The organism is Maritimibacter alkaliphilus HTCC2654, assembly GCF_000152805.1.
Taxonomy (GTDB): Bacteria; Pseudomonadota; Alphaproteobacteria; order Rhodobacterales; family Rhodobacteraceae; genus Maritimibacter; species Maritimibacter alkaliphilus.
The window spans coordinates 2329815-2351334 of record NZ_CH902578.1 but is presented as its reverse complement, the minus strand read 5'-3'; the positions used below and the strand labels follow the sequence as shown (position 1 = coordinate 2351334).

General features: G+C 65.1%; 13 protein-coding genes. 7 read left to right on the top strand and 6 right to left on the bottom strand.

Going from position 1 to position 21520, the window contains the following annotated elements:
* Positions 1 to 32: 32 nt before the first annotated feature.
* From RB2654_RS12525 to RB2654_RS12515, 3 genes are all read left to right on the top strand, one after another.
* Positions 33 to 1718 carry a sulfatase-like hydrolase/transferase gene (locus tag RB2654_RS12525; RefSeq protein ID WP_040884820.1) on the top strand — a complete coding sequence of 562 codons (1686 nt, stop codon included), beginning with the start codon at positions 33 to 35 and terminating at the stop codon, positions 1716 to 1718.
* 33 nt (positions 1719 to 1751) lie between these two features.
* Complete coding sequence (locus RB2654_RS12520; protein ID WP_008332052.1) at positions 1752 to 2822, top strand: TAXI family TRAP transporter solute-binding subunit; 1071 nt, start codon at positions 1752 to 1754, stop codon at positions 2820 to 2822.
* A 117-nt stretch (positions 2823 to 2939) separates the two neighbouring features.
* Positions 2940 to 5291, top strand: a complete 2352-nt coding sequence (locus RB2654_RS12515) for a TRAP transporter permease (RefSeq protein ID WP_246146536.1) — start codon at positions 2940 to 2942, stop codon at positions 5289 to 5291.
* On the opposite strand, the gene RB2654_RS12510 is transcribed toward RB2654_RS12515, so the two are convergent.
* Genes RB2654_RS12510 through RB2654_RS12485 form a run of 6 tightly spaced genes read right to left on the bottom strand, consistent with a single transcriptional unit; the run spans position 5288 to position 12210 of the window.
* Positions 5288 to 6514, bottom strand: a complete 1227-nt coding sequence (locus RB2654_RS12510; RefSeq protein WP_008332049.1) for a sigma-54-dependent transcriptional regulator — start codon at positions 6512 to 6514, stop codon at positions 5288 to 5290. The two genes, RB2654_RS12515 and RB2654_RS12510, sit on opposite strands and share 4 nt — an antisense overlap.
* Positions 6511 to 8241, bottom strand: a complete 1731-nt coding sequence (locus RB2654_RS12505) for a sensor histidine kinase (RefSeq protein ID WP_008332047.1) — start codon at positions 8239 to 8241, stop codon at positions 6511 to 6513. Before RB2654_RS12505 ends, RB2654_RS12510 begins: the two co-directional genes overlap by 4 nt.
* Before the next feature lie 51 nt (positions 8242 to 8292).
* Complete coding sequence (locus RB2654_RS12500) at positions 8293 to 9030, bottom strand: proteasome-type protease (RefSeq protein WP_008332046.1); 738 nt, start codon at positions 9028 to 9030, stop codon at positions 8293 to 8295.
* A gap of 9 nt (positions 9031 to 9039) precedes the next feature.
* Positions 9040 to 9837 (bottom strand): transglutaminase family protein, encoded by a 798-nt coding sequence (locus RB2654_RS12495; protein ID WP_040884817.1) that lies wholly within the window; start codon positions 9835 to 9837, stop codon positions 9040 to 9042.
* Positions 9838 to 9848: 11 nt separating this feature from the next.
* Entirely contained in the window at positions 9849 to 10784 is a 936-nt protein-coding gene (locus tag RB2654_RS12490; RefSeq protein WP_008332034.1) for an alpha-E domain-containing protein, read from the bottom strand.
* Between the two features lies 1 nt (position 10785).
* Complete coding sequence (locus tag RB2654_RS12485) at positions 10786 to 12210, bottom strand: circularly permuted type 2 ATP-grasp protein (protein WP_008332032.1); 1425 nt, start codon at positions 12208 to 12210, stop codon at positions 10786 to 10788.
* A gap of 293 nt (positions 12211 to 12503) precedes the next feature.
* On the opposite strand from RB2654_RS12485, the gene RB2654_RS12480 reads away from it, so the two are divergent.
* From RB2654_RS12480 to RB2654_RS12465, 4 genes are all read left to right on the top strand, one after another.
* Complete coding sequence (locus tag RB2654_RS12480) at positions 12504 to 16661, top strand: beta strand repeat-containing protein (RefSeq protein ID WP_050771960.1); 4158 nt, start codon at positions 12504 to 12506, stop codon at positions 16659 to 16661.
* 136 nt (positions 16662 to 16797) lie between these two features.
* Entirely contained in the window at positions 16798 to 18051 is a 1254-nt protein-coding gene (locus tag RB2654_RS12475; RefSeq protein ID WP_008332028.1) for a TolC family protein, read from the top strand.
* A complete protein-coding gene (locus RB2654_RS12470; protein ID WP_008332026.1) occupies positions 18048 to 20291 on the top strand; it encodes an ATP-binding cassette domain-containing protein in 2244 nt (747 codons plus the stop codon). The genes RB2654_RS12475 and RB2654_RS12470 overlap by 4 nt, the downstream gene beginning before the upstream one ends.
* Entirely contained in the window at positions 20291 to 21460 is a 1170-nt protein-coding gene (locus tag RB2654_RS12465; RefSeq protein WP_008332024.1) for a beta-barrel domain-containing protein, read from the top strand. Before RB2654_RS12470 ends, RB2654_RS12465 begins: the two co-directional genes overlap by 1 nt.
* Positions 21461 to 21520: the final 60 nt, after the last annotated feature.

Below are 21520 nucleotides of genomic sequence, written 5' to 3'. Positions count from 1 at the left end.
ATGCTTACGGGATTTGGGAGGATACTGGCTGGATGGGGCAACCTCGGAATATCCTTTTCATCATGTTCGACCAGCTTCGCTGGGATTATCTAAGCTGCTACGGCCACCCGCATCTGCACACCCCGAACCTCGACCGGCTCGCCGCGAAGGGTGTGCGGTTCGACCGCGCGATCATCCAGTCGCCGTTGTGTGGTCCGTCGCGCATGTCGACCTATACCGGGCGCTACGTCCACAGCCACGGGGCAAGCTGGAACAACACGCCGCTCAAGGTGGGCGAGCTGACCATGGGCGATCACCTGCGCGACCTTGGCATGGGCTGCTGGCTGGTGGGCAAGACCCACATGGCCGCCGATGCCGAAGGGATGCGGCGGCTGGGGCTGGAACCGGACAGCGTGATCGGCGCGCGGGTGTCGGAATGCGGCTTCGACGTATTCGAACGCGATGACGGAATGCGCCCCGAAGGGCCTGACGGGTTCTATGACGAAGGCGGCGCGCTCAAATACAACGACTACCTGCGGTCCAAGGGGTACGAGAGCGACAATCCGTGGCACGACTATGCCAACTCGGCGCGCGACGACCAGGGCAACGTGCTGTCGGGCTGGTTCCTCGAGAACTCCGACCTGCCCGCGAATATCGCCGAAGACGACAGCGAAACGCCCTATCTGACCCGGCGCGGGATCGAATTCATCGAAGCGCAGGGAGATCAGCCATGGTGTTGCCACCTGTCCTACATCAAGCCGCATTGGCCCTATATCGTGCCGGAACCCTACGCGAGCATGTATGGCCCTGAGCACTTTCTCGACCCGGTGCGCAGCGAGGCGGAGCGCGAGACGGATCATCCGGTGTTCAAGGGCTTCCAGAATTCGCCGGTCGGCAAGGCATTCTCGCGCGATGACGTGCGCGCCAAGGTGCTGCGCGCCTACATGGGCCTTATCAAGCAGTGCGACGACCAGATGGGCGTTCTGTTCGACTACCTCGAAAAGTCTGGGCGGATGGAGGACACGATGATCGTCGTTACCTCGGACCACGGCGATTTCATGGGCGATCACTGGATGGGGGAGAAGACCTTTTTCCACGATGCGTCGGTGAAGGTGCCGCTCATCATCTACGACCCCTCGCGCGAGGCGGATGCGACGCGCGGCACGTCGACCGACGCGCTGGTCGAGTGCATCGACTTCCTGCCGACCTTCGTGGACGTGGCGGGGGGCGACGCGTCGAAGCTCGACCATATCCTCGAGGGTCAGTCGCTGCTTCCCATGCTGCGGGGTGGGAACGCGCCCGACCGGGATTACGTGATCTGCGAATACGATTTCTCGACCAGCCCGCTGGCCGGGCGGCTCGACATCGACCCCAAGGACGCGCGGATGTTCATGGTTGCTGACAAGACCTGGAAGATGATCCACTTCGAAAGCGGCCATCGCCCGATGCTGTTCAACCTCAGGGACGATCCGGGCGAGATCAACGATCTGGGCGGCACCAACGCCCATGCGGACGTCATCGACATGATGTACGACCGCCTGTTCGACTGGACCGCGCGCCCCGCGGCGCGGACCACCATTTCGAACGACACCATTCGTGCGGCCCGGACGTCCGGCCCCGCACGGACCGGCGTGCTGATCGGCGTGGTCACGGAGGATGACCTGCCCGAGGAGCTGACCGCCAAATACCGGAACCGCAAGGTGCCGGACATGCGGGACAAGGAAACGCGCCGGGCGTGACCCGGCACCATCGGTCAAAAAGGGAGGAGACCTATGACTTCGATGATCTGTAAGACGGCACTGGCCGCCGTGTCGGCAGGCAGCGTTCTGCTGGCCGCCGGCGCGGCGTTCGCGCAGGCCAACCTGACGGGCGAGACATCCTCGCCCGGCAACTCGCCGCACCTGATGATGATCCACCTCGCCGATGTGGCGGCCCGCGATGGCGTGGCCAACATCCAGGTGCAAGAGGGGCAGACCGCGACGAACTCGATCGTCAACGTGGCCGAGGGCAAGTCCGACATGGTGACCGCGCCGACCGTGCTGCACTTCCTGCTCGAAGCGGGGCGCGGACCGTTCTCGGCCATCGGTGAAGACGGGGCGGCGCTGGCCGCCAACGTGCGCGCCATCGCGCCCTATAACGCCGGGGCCTATGGCCTTATCACGCCGGTCGCGTCGGGCATCACGAGCTATGAGCAGCTGGCGGACAAGACGGTCTGGAACGGCCCGCCCCGCGGCGCGGCTCTGACCGTGGGGCGCCAGACGATCCTGTTCGGCTCGGGCGGTTACAAGGACGGTGAGGATTACAAGGGCTACCAGACCAACTGGGGCGAGCTTCCCTCGGTTCTGGTCGACGGGTCGGCCGATGCGGTCATGGTCCCGATCACCTCGCCCTCGGACCGGGTGGTCACGATGCTGTCGACTGGCGACGTGAACATCATCTCGATCCCCAAGGATATCTGGGAAGGCGAGGCGATGCAAAAATTCCTGTCGGCCCCCGGTAACGCCCCCGTCGAAGTGGCCGAGGCCGATCTTGGCTATGGCGCGGATCAGGGCGTGCACCTGATTTCCGAGGATGGCGTGTTCCGTTCGCCGGGCGTGCCTTTCGCGACGATGGTTCGGGCCGATCTCGACTTCGAGACGGTCAAGGCGCTCACCGCCACCTACATCGCGTCGCTCGACGAGCTGAAAGCGCGGGCGCCCTACGGCAAGACCGTGAACTTCGACGTGCTCGACCAGAAGTCCACTGGCTTCTGCGGCGGCCTGTCGCTGAAATACCATCCCGGTGCCGTCGCGGCCTGGGAAGAGGCGGGCTACGACGTGCCCGACTGCGCCGAAGCCGAATGAATCAACCGTCCGGGCGGCACCTTCGCCCGGACACCACCACTCCGCGAGCCGGGACGGGGCGCACAGCCCCGTTCCACCCGGATACGGTAGACCTGCGTAAACACCCCGGAGCATGACATGAGCGCGACCCAGACGCCGGCCCCACCGCCCGTGAATCGACTTATGCCCTTCGCCAAGGGGCTGGGACTGGTGCTCGTCTTCATCGGCTTGATGAACACGATCCCGTCGATCCCGGGTCTGGACCAGCTTGTCGCCAACATCACCGGTGACCCCGACATCGTGATCCGGAAATACCCCTACGAATACCTCTACCCGATCGCTTTCGTGCTGATGATGCTGATCGTCGTCGCCAAGCATTCCTTCTACATGAAGGACCGCGACAAGGCGCCGATGCGCCGCGCCTTCGCGATCGTCATGGATGTCGCGCTGGTGACGATGGCGATCATGGTGTCGCTGACCTACGTGATCGAAATCGACTCGATCTGCCTGATCGACCAGTTCACGGGCGAACGCGCCGACCTGATCGCGCGCGCCTTGCAGGAAGAAAAGGAGTTCGCGGAACTCTATGGCCTGCCGGAACCCACAAGCGTAGACGACCCGGCCTGTATCAACACCACTGGCTCGTGGATCTTCGCCATCGTTGGCGCGGCGATCACCGTATTCCTTGCCTATAACGTGCGAGTCTGGGGCTTTCCCCTCGTGGCCGTCGCGATTCTCATCGCCGCCTATACGCTCATCACCGTGGCGATCTGGTATGTCTTCGGGTCCGAGGACATGAACAAATACGCCATTACCAAGCTGGGCGGTGAACCCCGAACGCTGATGGACGGGCGGCCCAATGTCGAGGACGTGCTGACCAACACCTCGCAGGGCCTTCTGGGCCGGTTCATGGGCATCCTGCTGTCCTCGGTCTTTCCTTATATCGTGCTTGGCTCGCTCTTCGGGATTTCCGCAGGGGGTCAATCGCTCATCAAGGTCGCGTTCCTGTGGACCCGGCGTCTGCGCGGTGGCCCCGCCCATGCCGCTATCGTGTCGTCGGCGCTGTTCGGCACCATTTCGGGCGGTCCGGTGACCAACGTGCTGTCCACGGGCGTTCTGACCATCCCGATGATGTTGAAGCGCGGCTTTTCGCGCACCTTCGCGGGTGGGGTCGAGGCCGCGGCATCCTCCGGCGGGCAGATCATGCCGCCCGTCATGGGGGTCGCGGCCTTCGTGCTCGCCGCGATGACCGTCACGCCCTACCGCGAGGTCATCATCGCCGCCGCGCTGCCCGCCGCGGCCTATTTCGGCGTTCTGTTCCTGACGGTGGTCTTTCAGGCCCGCAAACAGGGGATCGAGGCGGTGGGCGAAAAGACCCCGGACATGCTTCTGAGCCGGCAGGACTACCTGAACCTCGTCATGATCTTCGCGCCGATCCTGATGATCCTGTTCCTGCTCGTAACGCCGAAAGAGGCGATCGGCTGTGGTCCCATCGCCGCGCTCTTCGGGGTCGAAAGGGTCGTGAACGGGGATAGTTGTCTGGCGACCGATCTGCCGTTCCTGTTCAAGCTCATTCAGAACAGCGCGGGCGATGCGGGGTCGGCCGGCTGGTGGGCCGTGATGCTTCTGGTGGTCCTATTCTTCCTCGACCCGAAATTCCGCGAGAGGCCCACGCAGATCTTCGGCGCGCTGTCCGAGGCGGGCATCCTGATCTCAACTCTCTACCTCATGTTTCTATCGGTGTCGGTCATCGACTTCTGCCTGAACTTCACCGGCCTGTCCGGCTTCATCGCCCGCGACGTGACCGGGCTTTTGCGTCTCTTCGGCCCGGAGTTGCAGGATGGTGGGGTATTCCTGTTCGCGGCCCTTTTCGTGACCATGCTGCTTGCCATTCTGCTGGGCATGGGGATGCCGACGGTCCCGGCCTACGTGAACGTCGCGCTTCTGATGGGGCCGCTCGTGATCGGGCTGGGGATCGCGCCCTTCACCGCGCATATGTTCATCTTCTTCTTCGCCGTCGCCTCGGCCATCACGCCACCCGTGGCGGTCGCGGCCTTCGCCGCCGCGTCGATCACCCATGCCGACCCGATGAAGACGGGGTTCGCGGCGGTGGGGGCGGGGATCGTCATGTTCATCCTGCCGTTCATCTTCGCCTTCTACCCCGAACTGCTGCTCATCGACGCGGCCAAGCTCGATCCGTTTGCGACACCCGGCGCGGTCGCGTTCCTCGAAGGTTACGGGCCGGGCATCGACTGGCCGGGGCTCGCCCTGTTGCTGGTGCGGCTGGTGCTGGCGCTCTACCTGATCGCAAGCGCGCTGGTGCGGTTCGACGCCCGGCGACTGGGCCGGGTCGAGCTGCTGGTCCGGTTGGCGCTGGCCATCGGCATCCTGATGCGGATGCCCGAGGTGCATTGGCCCGCCGTCGCGCTCGCGCTGGTGACCATCGGGGCGCATTACGGGGTGGCCAGACGTCGGGTTGCCGAAGCCTAGCTGCGGTAATCCTCGGGTTTCAGCCCATGCCGCGCAAGCTTGTCGTAAAACGTCTTGCGTGGGAGTTTCAGGCTGCGCGCGGCCTCGGTCGCGCGGCCTTCGTGATCGCGCAAGGCCTCGATCAGAAAGGCGCGCTCCACATCCGCCATGCGTTCGGCAAGCCCCAGCCCGCCTGCGGCGTCGGGTTCCGCCAGACCCATCGCGAAGCGCATCGCGGCGTTCATCAGCGCACGGGCGTTCCCCGGCCAGTCCTGCCCCATCAGGCGGTGGGTCACATCGGTCGGGATGTCGGGCTTGGGCAGCGCGGCCTGTTCGCATGCGATTTCGACGTAATGCCGAAAGAGCGTCGGGATATCCTCGCGCCGTTCGCGAAGCGGCGGGATGTGGATGCGCGCGGCTTCGAGCCGATAGTAAAGATCGGGGTTGAACGCGCCGGTTTCCGTCAGCTTGGCAAGATCCTGATACGTCCCGGCCAGCACCCGTGGCGCGGAAGGCTGTTCGAGCCGTTCGAGCAGCGCGAATTGCGCGGGCTGGCTCATCCCCGCGACCTCGTCGATGAAGATCGTGCCGCCCTCGGCCTCGTCGAACACGGCGGCCAGCGTGTCGGGCGTCGTCCCCGCGCCGGGGATTTTCAGGAACGGGCCGCGCGACACGGCGGAAAGCAGGTGGACGACTTCCGCCATCTTCGACGTGCCCACCCCCGGCTCACCTGTGATGAGCGCATCGGCCATCGTGCGGGCCACGGCGCGGGCATCGTCGCGCATCTTTTCGGACAGCGCCGAGGTGCCCCGAAGCAGGCGCGCGGCGGCATCGCCTGCCTCGACCTGCGCCTTGAGCGACCTGTTTTCCAGCACCAGTGCGCGGGTCTTCAGGGCCTTTTCCACGACGGTCAGCAGGTCGGCGGGCGCGCAGGGTTTTTCGAGAAAGTCGAAGGCCCCGGCCGCCATGCCCCGAACGGCCGTCGGAATGTCGCCCTCTCCGGTCAACAGTATCACGGGCAGTTCCGGGTCGACCTCATGGGTGAAACCGAGGAGCGCGAAGCCGTCCTTGCCCGGCATACGGATATCGCTGACCACGACCCCCTCGAAGTCGGCGGTGATGTGGTCCTTGGCTTCGATGTAGCTGCCCGCGAGGACCGGGACCAGATCGGCAAGCTCAAGCGTCTGCCCAAGCGCCTCGCGCACCGAGGCATCGTCGTCGACCAGCAGAACCCGGCGCGTCACGCGGCCGCCTCCAGCCCGGCGGGCACCAGTTCGACCGTAAAGGCCGCGCCGCCCTCGGGGTGGTTCAGCCCCTTGATCGCGCCGCCGAAACTCTGGACCAGACCGTATGAGATCGACAGGCCCAGCCCCATGCCCTCGGCCGCGCCGACCTCTTTCGTGGAATAGAACGGATCGAACACGCGGTCGGGGTCCGCGATGCCGGGGCCGGAATCGCGCACCGTCAGGCGCACGGCGGGGCCGTCGGTGTCGAGGGTCAGCGAAAGGCGGCGCTCGGGCGCATCGCTCATCGCGTCGACGGCATTCGAGACGAGGTTCACGACGACCTGTTGAAGCCGCACTTCGCCCCCGCGCACCATGATCGGAAGGTGGGGGCGGTCATAGACAAGCTCGACCTCGTGGCGGTGGATCTTGTCGGCGGTCATTTCAAGCGAGGCGTCGATGACATCGACCAGATCGACATCTGTGACCGGGCCACTTTCCTGCCGGGCGAAGGCCCTGAGATTCTGGATGATCCGGCCCATCCGGCGTGCCAGTTCCGAGATCTTGCCAAGGTTGTCGCGTGCGCGTTCCGGCTTGCCCCGGTCAAAGAACTGCTCGCCGTTTTCCGCGAAGGACCGGATCGCCATGAGCGGTTGGTTCAGTTCGTGACTGATCCCGGCCGACATCTTGCCGAGCGCCGACAGCTTGCCCGCCTGCACAAGCTCGTCCTGCGCGCGTTTCAGCGCCGCTTCGGCCTCTTTCCGTTCCGACACTTCGCGGCGCAGGTCCGCGTTCACCTCGGTCAGTTCCTGCGTGCGTTCGACGACGCGCGCTTCGAGACGGGCGTTCGCCGCGGCTTCGACCGTCAACCGATCGGCCAGCGCCGCGCGTTTCTGCTGCACGAAGAACAGGATCGCGCCGAAGGTCAAAAGCGCACCCGCCGCAATCAGGCCCCACAGGACGGCAGAGTAGAATGCACCGGAACTGTCGATAAGGATTTCGGCGGTCATGCCAATGGTCGGCAGATCGCGTTGCAGGTGGATCGCACGATTGGGCAGGTAGCGATCCCCGAAAATGCGCCAGACCTCACGCCCCGCCGTGATGGCGCTTTCATAGTCGGGCATTCCGTCGCTGCGGTCCGCGAGGACGAGGCCGGATCGGTTGGTCACGAAAATGCGGTTCTGGCGGTCGGTGAAGAACACAGGCGGCGCGTCGCCGGGCCAGTTGTCTTCGATCTGCGCCACCGACACGCGGGTCATGACGGCGCCGACGACCACGCCGGACTCGCTCTGCACAGGTGCGGCGAAGGCAAAGTAACGGCGCGGGCCGAGGGGGCCGGCGACGATTTCGTTCGACGTGCCCAGCGCCCCGTCTAGTGCGCGTTCGAGCGGCGGTTCCTTCGGGTCGCGGGCGACCGAGCTGCCGTTGCTGCCCGCCACGATGCGGCCATGGAGGTCGACCGCCGCCACGTCCGAGGCGCCCGTCATGTCGGCCATGCCCTGCACGACTTCCACCGAAGCGCCGGGCGACCCGCCCCAGATCAGAAGGCGTTTCAGATCGGGATGGCGGGCGAGGATCACGGCAAGCTCGCGGTAGCGCAGAAGCTGGCCGGTCACCCGGTCGGCGGCGAGCGACAGGTCGGCCTCGCCCCGTTCCGTCAGGCGGTCGAGTGCGTCACGATATGCCGACCACCCCACGCTTCCGGCAAGAAGCGCGGCGGCGAGCAGAAAGGCGATCAGTCGAGGCATCGACAAGGCTCCCGGAAGCGGCGGCCATCATAGGCGGCGCTTGGGCGCCTGTCACTTCTCCAGCACGAAATCCGGCAGCGAATCCAGCGCCTGTTTCAGCGCCTCGCCCCACCCGGACGAGATTTGCTGGAAATACGGGCTGTCACCCTGCACCCGCGAGCGATAGCCAAGGCGCAGCGAATCCGTCTCGTAAAGCTGGAAATCGAAGGGCAGGCCGACCGACAGGTTGGCCTTGAGCGTCGAGTCGAAGCTGACCAACAGCAGCTTCAATGCCTTCTCGAAACTCATCTGCGGATCGAAGGCCCGGACGAGGATCGGGCGGCCATACTTGGTCTCGCCGATCTGGAAGAACGGGTTGTCCGCGCTCGCCTCGATGAAGTTGCCCTCGGGATAGATCATGAACAGCCGGGGCGGACCGCCCGCGACCTGACCACCCAGCAGAAGCGTGGCGCCGAACTGGGCGGCGGCGCGGGGGCCTGCGTCTTCGTGGATGCTGATGACGTCGCGCAGGGTTTCGGCGATCAGGCGCGCGACCTGAAACATCGACGGCGCTTCGAGGATCGAGGGGTTGCGCTGATCGTGCGCCTTGGTGCGCTCGTCCAGCATCGACACGACCGATTGGGTGGTGGCGAGGTTGCCTGCCGACATGAGGATCAGGGCGCGGTCGCCCTCGACCTCCCACGTGTGCATCTTGTTGAACGTGGCGATATTGTCGACGCCCGCATTCGTGCGGGTGTCGGACATCATCACGAGCCCGCGGTCGAGCATCATTCCGACGCAATAGGTCATGTCAGCCCTTTATTGCTGTGCCACCTGTATCTGGACATCCAGCGTTTCGGCTGACCCACCGACTCGCGACCCGATAACCGGCGCAGCTTCGGTGTAATCAAGGCCCGTTGCAACACGAACGTAGCGTGCGTCGGGGCATTGGTTGTTCGACACGTCGAACCCGACCCAGCCAAGGTTGTCGACATGGGCTTCGGCCCATGCGTGGGTCGCATCCTGTTCGACGCGGTCGTCCATCATCAGGTAGCCCGAGACGTAGCGGGCCGGGAACCCCATCTCGCGCGCGCAGGCGAGAAAGATGTGGGCGTGGTCCTGACAGACGCCCTTGCCATGCGCGATGGCTTCTTCCGCCGTCCAGTCCGATTGGGATTCGCCCGTTGCATATGTCACCTGCTCGCCGATCTGGCGCATCAGGGCATGAAGCCTGTCCAGATCGCCCGTCGCGTCGATCTTGCGCACGATGGCGCGCCCGCCGCTGCCGCATTTGGTGATCTTCGTCTCACGCTCATAAAGCCAGAGCGGCGAGGGTCCGGGGTGGCGCCCGACGACGCCCCCGCTGTCTTCGACCGTCACTTCGCCTTCCGAGACGACCGTCACCTCGGTCGCATCCCGGTCGATGGAGATAAGTTCCACCACGTTGTGATGATGATCCTCGAACGACACTTCCTTGCGCCCGTTCTCGACCGTCGTCGTCCAGTCCAGCACCTCTTGCTGATGCCCGGACTTCGGCGTCTTGCGAAGCTGTTGCAGACCATAGGCCACCGGTTCGGCAAACCTGTATCGCGTCGTATGCTTTATTCTAAGCCGCATGCACGCCCACCCTATACGTAAAAGCGGTAATCCTGCTCGATCTGAGCGCCCAGCTCCCCGATCGAGGCGAGGATCGTCTGGATGTATTCGTGCAGACCGTATTCGAAGATCTCGTCGATGTCATGCAACGACAACCTCTGCGCCAGCTTGTCCGCGATCTCATGCGACGGAAGCGTGGTGTCGTAGTCCGAGGCGAGATACCCCAGATTGTCGCGTAACTTGGACACGCAGAAGTTCAGGCTGCGTGGCATCCGTTTGTCGAGGATCAGGAATTTCGCGATGTCGCGGGCGTTGACCTGATTGCCGTATGCCATGCGGTAGCCACCCGAAGCCGAGACCGAGCGCAGGATGGTTTCCCATTGCACGTTGTCGATGGTCGAGCCGACGGCGAAGACCGAGGGCAGAAGCACATAGTATTTCACGTCGAGAATGCGCGCCGTGTTGTCGGCGCGTTCGAGGAAGGTGCCGATGCGCGCGAAGTCGTAGATGTCGTTGCGCAGCATCGTCCCATGCGTGGCCCCGCGCACCAGCGCCGTGCGCTGACGGATGAGCTTGAGCGTGTTGGGAAGGTCGCGCTCCGGCACCTTGCGGGCCAGCAGTTCCTTCGACCGCATGTAGGCGGCGTTGGTCGCCTCCCACACATCCGTGGTAAGCGCCGTGCGCACCATGCGGGCGTTCTGACGCGCCGAGGCGATGGAGGACAGGACCGAAGACGGGTTGTCGGTGTCGCGCAGCATCCAGTCGATCGCCTGATCCTGCGCGATTTCGCCCCGATGCGCGGCATAGCCCTCGGCCACGCCGGCGGTCTGCATGACCGAGCCCCATTCCATGTTGCCCGAACGGGTCAGGCCGATGCGCTGTCCGGTTTCGATCAGGCGCGAGGTGTTCTCGGCCCGCTCCAGCGAACGGAACATCCAGTAGAGGCCGTTTGCGGTTTTTCCCAGCATATCAGTCCTCCAGCACCCAGGTGTCCTTGGTCCCGCCGCCCTGCGACGAGTTCACGACGAGCGAGCCTTTCTTCAAGGCGACGCGGGTGAGGCCGCCGGGGGTGATGTTGATCCCTTCCGGCGAGACGAGGACGAAGGGCCGCAGGTCGACATGGCGCGGCGAGAGGCCCTTGTTGGTGAAGATCGGGACGGTGGACAGCGACAGCGTCGGCTGTGCGATGTAATTGCCCGGCCGCGCTTCGAGCTTCTTTCGGAACTCGGCGATTTCCTTTTTCGACGCGGTCGGGCCGATCAGCATCCCGTAGCCGCCCGATCCGTGCACCTCTTTCACGACGAGGTCGGCAAGGTTGTCGAGCACGTATTGCAGGCTTTCCTTGTCCGAACAGCGCCACGTCGGCACGTTCTGCAACAGCGGGCGCTCGCCCGTGTAGAACTCGACGATCTCGGGCATGTAGCTGTAGATCGCCTTGTCGTCCGCGATGCCGGACCCGGGCGCGTTGGCGATGGTGATGCCGCCCGCGCGGTAGACGTCCATGATCCCCGGCACGCCCAACTGGCTGTCCGGGTTGAAGTTCAGCGGGTCGAGGAAGTCGTCATCGACGCGGCGGTAGAGCACGTCGATCGGCTGGTAACCACGGGTCGTGCGCATCGCGACGCGCCCGTCGACCACGCGCAGGTCGTGGCCTTCGACCAGTTCCGCGCCCATCTGGTCGGCAAGGAAGCTGTGTTCGAAATAGGCCGAGTTGTAGATGCCCGGCGTTAGCACCGCGACCGTGGGCGGCCCGTCGCAGGCGGGCGGCGCACAGGCGGCGAGCGACCGGCGCAGGTCCGCCGGATAGGTCGACACCGGCAGCACGTTGTTCTTGGCGAAAAGCTCGGGGAACATATGCAGCATCGTCTCGCGGTTCTCGAGCATGTAGCTGACACCGGAGGGCGTGCGCGCATTGTCCTCGAGCACGTAAAACTCGTTGTCGTCGGTCCGCACGAGGTCGATGCCGACGATATGGGTATAGACCCCGCCGGGTGGATGAACGCCGATCATCTGGGGCAGGAAGGCCGCGTTCTTGGCGATCATCTCCTGCGGGAGACGCCCGGCCTTGATGATTTCCTGCCGCCCGTAGATGTCGTTCAGGAACGCGTTGATCGCGCGCACCCGCTGTTCGATCCCACGGCTGAGTTTCTGCCATTCGCGCTGGGCGATGACCCGCGGCACGATGTCGAAGGGGATGAGCCGTTCCTCGGCCTCCTGCCGTCCATAGACGTTGAAGGTGATGCCCGTCAGCCGGAACAGATCGTCGGCCTCGCGTTGTTTCGCACGCAATCGGGCCGGGTCTTCGCCGTCGAACCAGGATTGGAAATTTGCATAGGGGTCGCGAAGCTGTTCGTCCCGCCCCCACATTTCGTCGAAGATTTTTTCGTCGCTCATACCGTCATTGTATCCGCGCAAACGAGACACACAAACGGTTTGGCGCATTCGAACCTCACAGGGCGTGCGACACCCTGACAATCGGCTGATCCTGCCTTTTTGTTAGGCAGTTCTCGCCAGCGGGCCGCGTGGCATTTCGGTCGCACGGATAAGTTTTCGGATGAGAACGAACCGAATGGTTCAATAATGGTGGAAATCCTGACCCGGAAAAGTTATTGGGAAATCAGAGCATAAAGTACGCGTCACCAAATTCTTAAAAAAACGACGCGACATTGAGGTAGGCGGAAGAGACCATGAGCGCGATTCAATTCGTGGCCCGTGATGCTGTTGGCAATTACCAGCAGGGAACGGTCTTCGATTCTTCATTTGACGGACATTTGGCACTATCGGCGGGCGGCGCCGTATCCCTGAACATGCGACGGCTGGACGTGTCCGGCTACATCCGGAAGGGCGACGACCTTGTCCTTCTGATGGCCGACGGGCGTCAGATTCTGCTTGAGGACTATTTCGGTCCCGACGGGAATCCGCAGGCCGACCTGTATCTCAACGAAGGCGGCCACCTGATCGGAACCGTGGTTTCGGCCACCAGCGAGGTCAGCCACCACGACACCGAAATCTGGGGCAAGTACGGCGAACTCGCCGCGCTCACCTTCCCCGACGACCCGGTGGTTCTGGCCGAAGGCGTCTATAACGACGACGCGGACGAGGCGGTCGCCGCCGCCCTTGCCGACCAGAACGGCTATGTCGGGTCATCGCGCAGCGACGACGCGCCCACCATGCTCGCAGGTTTCGGGCTTGCACCGCTGGCCGGGCTCGGCACCGCCGGAACCGGGATCGTGCTCGGCACCGGGGTTCTGGGGGCCGCCGCGCTGGTCGGGTCGGCCACCTCGGTCAAGAACACCGGAGGCACCAGCACCGGCGGCGGAACCACGGGCGGATCGGGCACCTCGATCACCGCGAAGATCTTCGACGCGAACGCAGATTACAGTTTCAACAGGTCCAGCACCAAGACGGTCACGATCAACGGGCAGGCCGAGCCGAATTCCGAAGTGCTTGTCACCATCGGCGGCCAGTCCATCACGGTCTATTCGAACTTCGAAGGCCGCTGGAGCGCCAAGTTCACGGGCGGCAATTTCCCGGGCGACGGCGATTACCGCGTGACCGTGGTCGTGACCGAACCGGGCGGAACGACCGTGAACCTGTCCGGCCAGCATGTCGTCATCGACACTACGCCGCCGAACGTGGAATTCGACCGTTACGTCGGAGTTCAGGGCTTCGTCGTGAACGCGGTCGAAAATCAGACGGGCTTCACGCTCGTCGGCAATGGCGAAGCGGGGGCCAAGGTCACCATTCAGGTCAACGGGTTCACGCGGTCGACCACCGTCAACGTGAACGGGGAATGGAGCATCGACTTCAGCCACGGCGATCTGCCGACCGGCGAATATGATATCGACGTGTTCATCACCTCGGTCGACGCCTACGGCAACGCGACCACGATCACCCACACCATGACCGTCGACACGATCGCACCCGCGGCGGCGATCGACCTGACGCTGTCGACCGACAACGTGGTGAACGCATCCGAACGCCATGCCGGGGTCGAGATCACGGGCACCGCCGAACCCGGCGCGCGGCTTGAAATCACGATGAACGGCGTGACGCACACGACGGTCGCATCCGTCACCGGAAGCTGGTCCGTCACCTACACCTCATCCGAGATTCCGTCCGGCACCTATACCTCGACGATCACGGTCAAGGCGACCGATGCCGCAGGCAACGTCACCAACACCAGTTCGACCATCGACATCGACACCGACGGCGCGGTCACCCTGTCCTCGGGCACGGGATCGGGCGGCGAAGTGGTCGTGAACGGCGTCGCACAGGCGGGCACCGTCCTCCTGTCCGGCACGGCGGAGGCCGGATCGTCCATCGTCGTCAGTGTCGGTGGCATGACCTATTCCGCCACCGCCGGGTCCGGCGGGACGTGGACCGCGGTCGTGCCGGGGATGAACATCGCCGGTGGTGAATACACGAAGCAGATCAACGTTACCGCGACCGATCTGGCCGGCAACGTCTCGACCGCGTCGGGGACCATGCTGGTCGACACCGAGAACCTGCTGGCGCTCGCGATGAATTTCGGCGGGGCGGACAACATCATCAACAAGGCCGAAGCGGTCTCCGGCGTCACGTTCACGGGGATCGGCGAGCCGGGTGCCTCGATATCCGTCTCGTTCCAGGGCCGCACCCACACGGGAACGGTCGCCGCGAACGGGTCGTGGAGCGTGCCTTTCGCGGGAGGCGAAGTGCCGACAGGCGCCTATCAGGCGACTGTGTTCGTGAAATCGACCGACATCGTGGGCAACGTCACCACGATGACCGAGATCGTTCAGGTCGACACCATGACCTCGGTCACCGCCACGCTTTCGGGCACCGGCGGCGACGGCATCGCGAACTATGCCGAAACGGTCGCGGGTCTGACCCTCACCGGGATCGCCGAACCGGGTGCGAGCGTGAATGTCAGCATCGGCGGCGTCGTCCGCCCGGCGGCGGTCGCCGCGAACGGAAGCTGGAGCGTCACTTATCCTCAAGGCAGCATCGCGTCCGGCGAATACACCGCCAACGTGTCGGTTACGTCCACGGATGCGGCGGGCAACACGGCGACGGCGACCACCACGGTCAGCATCGACACGCTCGTCACCGACTTCGCCTTCACCGGCTCGCCCACGGGCGGTGACGGTGTGCTGGCCGGGTCCGAGCTTTCGAGCGGCCTGAATCTTACCGGCACCGTGGAAATCGGCGCGCAGGTCACCGTTAGCATCGGCGCCACAACGCGCGTGGCAACGGTCAATCCGGACGGGTCGTGGTCGGTGAGCTTCGCGCCGGGGTCGATCCCCAACGGCGAATACGACACGCTTCTGTCCGTGACCGCGACCGACGCGGCAGGCAACACCTCGATCCTGACCGAAACCGTGCGCATTGACACGGTGGCGGGCGATCTGGCGCTGTCTCCGGCCGCAATCGAAATCGACGATGTGGTGAACCTGACCGAACGCGCCGATGGCGTGGTGATCCACGGCACGGCGACCCCCGGTCTGGTGGTCACCGTCGGGCTGGGCGCCGCGCAGACGACGACCGTGGCCGCGATGAACGGCACGTGGTCCGCCACCTTCCCGGCCAACCAGATCCCGGCGGGCACCTATGTGTCGCAGATCACCGCGTCGATCAACGACGGCTACGGCAACACCAAGACGGTGACCGACAGCGTCGCCATCGACACGGTCGTCACGAATTTCTCGTCCGACGGCGTGGTGGACAACGATGGCGTGGTGAACGCGGTCGAACGGGCCGACGGCATCACCCTGACCGGCACGGTCGAGCCGGGCTCGGTCGTTTCGGTCAAGATGGGTCTCGTGACCCAGACCGCCACGGTCGACGGTTCGGGCAACTGGACCGTGAATTTCGCCAAATCCAGCGTGCCCACGGGCGAGCAGGGGGTGAACGTGGTCGTGACCGCGACCGATGCCGCAGGTAACTCGGCCATGCTGACCGATACGGTCGTGGTGGATACCGAGGTGAACCGCCTCGCCATCGCAACGCCCATCGCGGGCGACGGCTACATCAACGCGACCGAAGCGGCGCTGGGCCTCACGCTCACGGGCGTCGTCGAAGCCGGATCGACGGTCGTCGTCGACATCGACGGGACGAGCCATACGGCAACGGTCGACGGGGCCGGGAACTGGACCGCCAGCTTCTCGGCGGGCGAGCTTGGCACGGGCGAAGACACGCTCGACGTCACCGTGTCGGCCACCGATGCGGCGGGCAACACGCGCACGATCACCGATACCGTCGAACTGGACACCGAGGCGCCCGACGCGGCCTTCGTCACCGCGTTCAACCGGTCGGGCGACCTTCTGCGCGGCTTCTCGGTCGATGCGGGCGATGCGACGGCGGCACTGTCGACCGTCGGGCTGGACGGGTCGCAGGGCACCATCGGCAACATGCAGTTCGCGAACCCGATCGCGACCGGCGAGGTGGATTTCTACTTCACCCAGACGCTTCCGAACGGCTCGCACCTCGTCATCACCAAGACCGATGACGCGGGCAACGAAAGCGCCACGCTCTTCGCGCTCGACAAGGGCCTGCCGAATGCGGTCGATCTGTCGAACCCGGGTCTCACCGGGCACGAGATCGAGGCGGTCGACCTGCGGTTCGCGGAAGACAGCACGCTGGTCATCACCTCGGACCTGCTCGAAGGGCTTTCGGGCAACTCGAACACGCTGACGATCCACGGATCGGGCGACGATGCGGTGAATGTGGACCGGACCAACGGCGCGGCCATGTCCGACACCAACACGAACGTGACCATCGGCGGCGAGACCTATTCCATCTACACGCTGGGGGACGAAGGCGGAACGCTCATCATCGACGACGACATCCGACTGACGACCTGATCCGGGCCGACCACGGCGCGCCGCAAAAATGAGCGTGCCGGGCGGTTCGAATCCAAGACTACGGGGCAGACATTTGAGGCGGACGATACGGCAGGGAGTACTGGCAGCCACGGCTTGCGTGGCCCTGTCGGGATGCATGAGCGACGGATTCGCGACAAGCGACGATCCGGACGTCACCCGCAATGCGGGCGCCTTCGCCGAAGCGCAGGGCGAGCGTGGCGAAGACCACCAGTCACAGATCATCGAAGCCCTGATCGCGCGCCGGTCCGTCCTGCCCGAGGGGTCGTCCTATGCCCGCGTGGCCGACGCGACCCTCGCCGCCTCGTCCCGCACGGCCGAGGCGGAGCTGCGGCAGGCCCGCCTACGCTCCCGCGCCGCCGACAAGAACTGGCTTCCATCGCTCGGCCCGAGCGTGAGCCTTCTGTCGCTGTCGTCCATCGTCGCCTCGCTCGTCGTGGATCAGGTCCTGTTCGACTTCGGCAAGAAGAAGGCCGAGCGCGAATTTGCCCGCGCGGATGTCGAGGCGGCTGCGGTCGCCTTGTCGCAGGATGAAAACGACCGTGTCCATACGGCGCTGTCGCTCTACCTCAAATCCGAGGAAGCGCGCGAACTTGCTGCGGCGAGTGGTGGGGCGGTCACCCGGATGCGCGAGATGGAAACGATCATGGCAAAGCGGGTCGAAGGCGGCATCTCGGATATGTCCGAACTTGCCGTGATCCGCTCGAAGGTCGCGGAACTCGCCGCGACGCAGGCGGATGCCGTTCAGGCGGGTCGCACGGCCCGCGCCGAACTGGCCGCGATGACCGCAGGGTCGCTCGACACCGTTCATGGCATCGCCAAGCTGACCATTCCGGGCGATGCCGTCGATCCCCTGTCGCTTCACCTTGCCCATGCCGAACGTGACCGCGACATCGCCGAGGCCGCAATTGCCCGCGCTGGGCTCTTGCCGGGCCTGTCCGCCGGGGCCGCGATCTCCAGCCGTGACGGTGTGACCGGGCCCGATCTGGTCCTGTCCTCGGACAACGGCATCGGGTTTTCGACGCCCGACAACCTCAAGGCCGTCGATGCTTCGAAAGAGGCCGCCGAGCGCCGGGTCGCGCAGGCGCGCGAAGACGCCGCCCGCCGCCTTGCCGCCCTGTCGCAGGAACGCGCGGGTCTTGCCGCCCGCGCCGGTCGCGCCGTCGATCTGGCGGCTCAGGGACAGGCCAATGCCAACCTCTTCCGCCGCCAGTTCGATGCGGGCACCCGCACGGTGTCCGAAGTGGTGACGGTGATCGAATCCATGGCGCGGCTCGAAGCCGAAGCGATTGCCGCGAAATACGCGGGCGCACGGGCCGACATCGAAATCGCGCGCGAACTCGGTCTGCTCGCCGACGGGGGCGAGATATGACGAACACGGTCGCCTTCCCCTCGATCACAGGCGCCGCTGTCCGCGCTCTGCCCGACAGCGCCAATACCGCCGAAGCGCCACGCATCCGCGTGAAGTCGAGCGAAACCAAGGTCGAAAAGCGCGAAGGCCCGGACCCCAACCGGCTTTTGCGTCGGGCGCAACTGCTCGCCGTCTATGCCCGGCAACTCGGCGCGAAACCGGCGGTGCAGGACATTCTGGAGGCGATGCGCGCGCACACTCCGGGCGAAACCATCGACGCGGAAACGCTTGCGGTCGGGCTCAGGGCCACGGGCCTTCAGGTTCAGACCAAGTCCGACCCGGACCCCGACGGGCTTCCGGTCATCACCATGATGAAGAACGGGCAGGCGGTGCTTGTCCTCGATCAGCATGGCGACACGCTCACCCTCTACGAAGAAGGTGCCCCCGATGGCAGGGCCGAAGTGCCCGTATCGGATTTCGCGCCGGTTTACGCCGGTGTCACCGTCCGTGCCTTCGCCCCCGCGGCCAGGCTGGACGAGCGGCACGCCTTGGCCAAACGCCCGCCGCACTGGTTCTGGGGCGAACTCGCGAAGCACAAGAAGCATTTCGGCGATGTGGCGCTGGGGAGTTTCGTGGCCAACCTGCTGGCGGTGTCCGTCGCGCTGTTTTCGCTTCAGGTCTATGACCGCGTGATACCGCACCAGTCGGTGCCGACCCTCTGGATGCTGGCGCTTGGCGCTGGACTGGCCCTCGCGCTGGAAGGCGGCATCAAGATCGCGCGGGCGCGGTTGATGGACGGGGCAGGGCGGCACATCGAACTGACCGTGCAATCGCTTCTCCTGTCCCGCATTCTCGGGATGCGATCCGACAAACGACCCACCACCCCATCGGGCCTGTTCGCGGCGATGCGGGAGTTCTCGTCGGTCCGCGAATTCTTCACGGCGTCCTCCATCGGATCGCTGACGGATATTCCGTTCATCATCCTGTTTCTCGCCCTTGTCTCCTCCATCGCCGGACCCATCGTTCTGGTGCTGATCGCAGGCGGGTTACTCATGATCCTGCCGGGCCTGTTCCTGCAACGGCGCATGGTCGAACTCAGCCGCCAGACGCAGGGCGCCTCGGCCAAGACCTCGCGCCTGTTGCACGAGGCGATCTACGACCTCGACACGATCAAATCGGCGCGGGGCGAGGCGCGGTTCATGCGGCTCTGGCACGAGTTGACCACGCTGTCGGCGCTGAAATCGACCGAGCAGCGGCGGCTGTCCGCGCTTCTCACCTTCTGGGCGCAGGGAGTTCAGCAGGCGACCTATGTCGCTGCCGTCATCGCGGGCACCTATCTGGTGTTCGCGGGCGAATTCACGGTGGGCACGATCATTGCGGTCGGCATCCTGTCGGGCCGCACGCTCGCCCCGCTCACGCAACTCGCCGGAACGCTCGCCCGCTGGTCGAACGTCAAGAACGCGCTGTCCGGGCTGGATGCCGTCGCGACCGCCGAACAGGACGCCGCCGAAGGGCGCACGCTTCTGCGCCGTGACGTGATCCACGGCGCCTTCGAACTGCGTGAGGCGAGTTTCGCTTACGACGACGAAGCCCCCGTGCTCGACGTGCCGGGGCTGGCCATCGAAGCGGGCCAGCACATCGCCGTGCTCGGCGCGAACGGGTCGGGCAAGTCGACGCTGCTGAAGATGCTCGCGGGCCTTTATGGACCGACCAAGGGCCGCGTGATGATCGATGGGGTCGACATGGGCCAGATCGAGCCGCGCGACCTGCGCCGCAACGTGGGCTATCTGGGGCAGGACGTGCGCCTGTTCGCCGGAACCCTACGCGACAACCTCGACCTCGCCCTTCTCGAACGCAACGACGACCGCCTGCTTGCCGCGCTCGATTTCGCGGGCCTCGGCCCCTATGTGCGTGGCCATGCCAAGGGCCTCGACCTTGAAATCCGCGACAATGGCGAAGGGTTGTCGGCTGGACAGCGCCAGTCGATAGGTTGGGCGCGCATCTGGCTTCAAGACCCGCGCGTTGTGCTTCTGGACGAACCCACCGCCGCGCTGGACACGACGCTGGAAACGACGCTGGTGTCGCGGCTTCAGACGTGGCTGGAGGGGCGCACGGCGGTCATCGCGACCCACCGCGTTCCGATCCTCGCCCTGACCGAACGCACCGTGATCCTGCAAAACGGCCGCCTCGCGGTCGATGGTCCGCGCGACGAGGTGTTGGCCCATCTGCGCGACGCGCAAGCACGACGGGAGGCCGGCTAATGGCGGTGATCGACGCGGAATTCGAAGCGGGGCTGAAACGGCCCAGCATGGTCATATGGGTCTCCGCCGCCGCTGTGGCGGTGTTCGTGTTCTGGACCGCGATCGCTTGGGTGGACGAGATCGTGCGCGCCCCCGGTGACGTCATCTCATCCGCCCGACCCCAGATCATCCAGAACCTCGAAGGCGGCATTCTCGCCGAGCTTCTGGTGTCCGAAGGCGACCGGGTCGAACCGGGCGACGTGATCGCGCGCCTGCACGGGACCGAGTTCCGCTCGACCGTCACCGACTACCTCGAACAGATCGCCGCCCTTGAAATCAAACGGCTCCGGCTGGAAGCGGAACTTGCGGGCCATGACACCTTCGACGTGCCCGCCGACCTCGCCGCCCGCACCCCGAATATGGTCGCCTCCGAGGCCGCTTTGCTCGCCGCGCGTCAGGCCGATTTCATCTCGCGCCGGGATGGGGCCAAGCAGGTGCTGGACGAAGCCGCGACCGAATTGCAGCTTCTCGAAAACATGCTCGATCAGAAGATCGTCGCGCTGATCGAAGTGACCAAGGCGCGCAAAGCCCATGCCGACGCGCTGACCCGCTACAACGAGATCGTCACCCAGACCGAACTCAAGCGGGCCGAGGAATATGCCGAGGTGCTGCGCGATCAGGCGACGCTCCGCCAGAACCTCAAGATCGCGCAGGACCAGCTCGACCGGACCGTCCTGACCTCGCCCATGCGGGGGATCGTCAACAACCTCGCCGTGACGACCATCGGCGGCGTCGTCAGACCGGGCGAGGAACTGGCCGAGATCATCCCACTTGGCGACCAGATCCTCGTCGAAGCCCGCGTGAAACCCGAGGATATCGCCAACGTCCAGCCGGGCCAGCAGGCAACGGTCAAGCTGTCGGCCTACGATTACACCATCTACGGCTCGCTCAAGGGCACCGTGGACCTGATCTCGGCGGATACGTTCAAGGACGACCGGGTGCGCGATGGCGACCCGCACTACCGCGTGATCCTGAGCCTCGACCTGTCCGGCCTGACCGACCGCCAGCGCAGCCTGGAAATCCGCCCCGGCATGGTCGCGGACGTGGAACTCCACACCGGATCGAAGACGATCCTGCACTACTTGGTGAAGCCGCTCTACAAGAGCCGCGAAGCCTTCCGCGAGCCCTGAGCGCGTCCTGCTTCTCTGTTTCCAAAAACCTCGGGGAGCGCGAGGGGCAGCGCCCCTCGC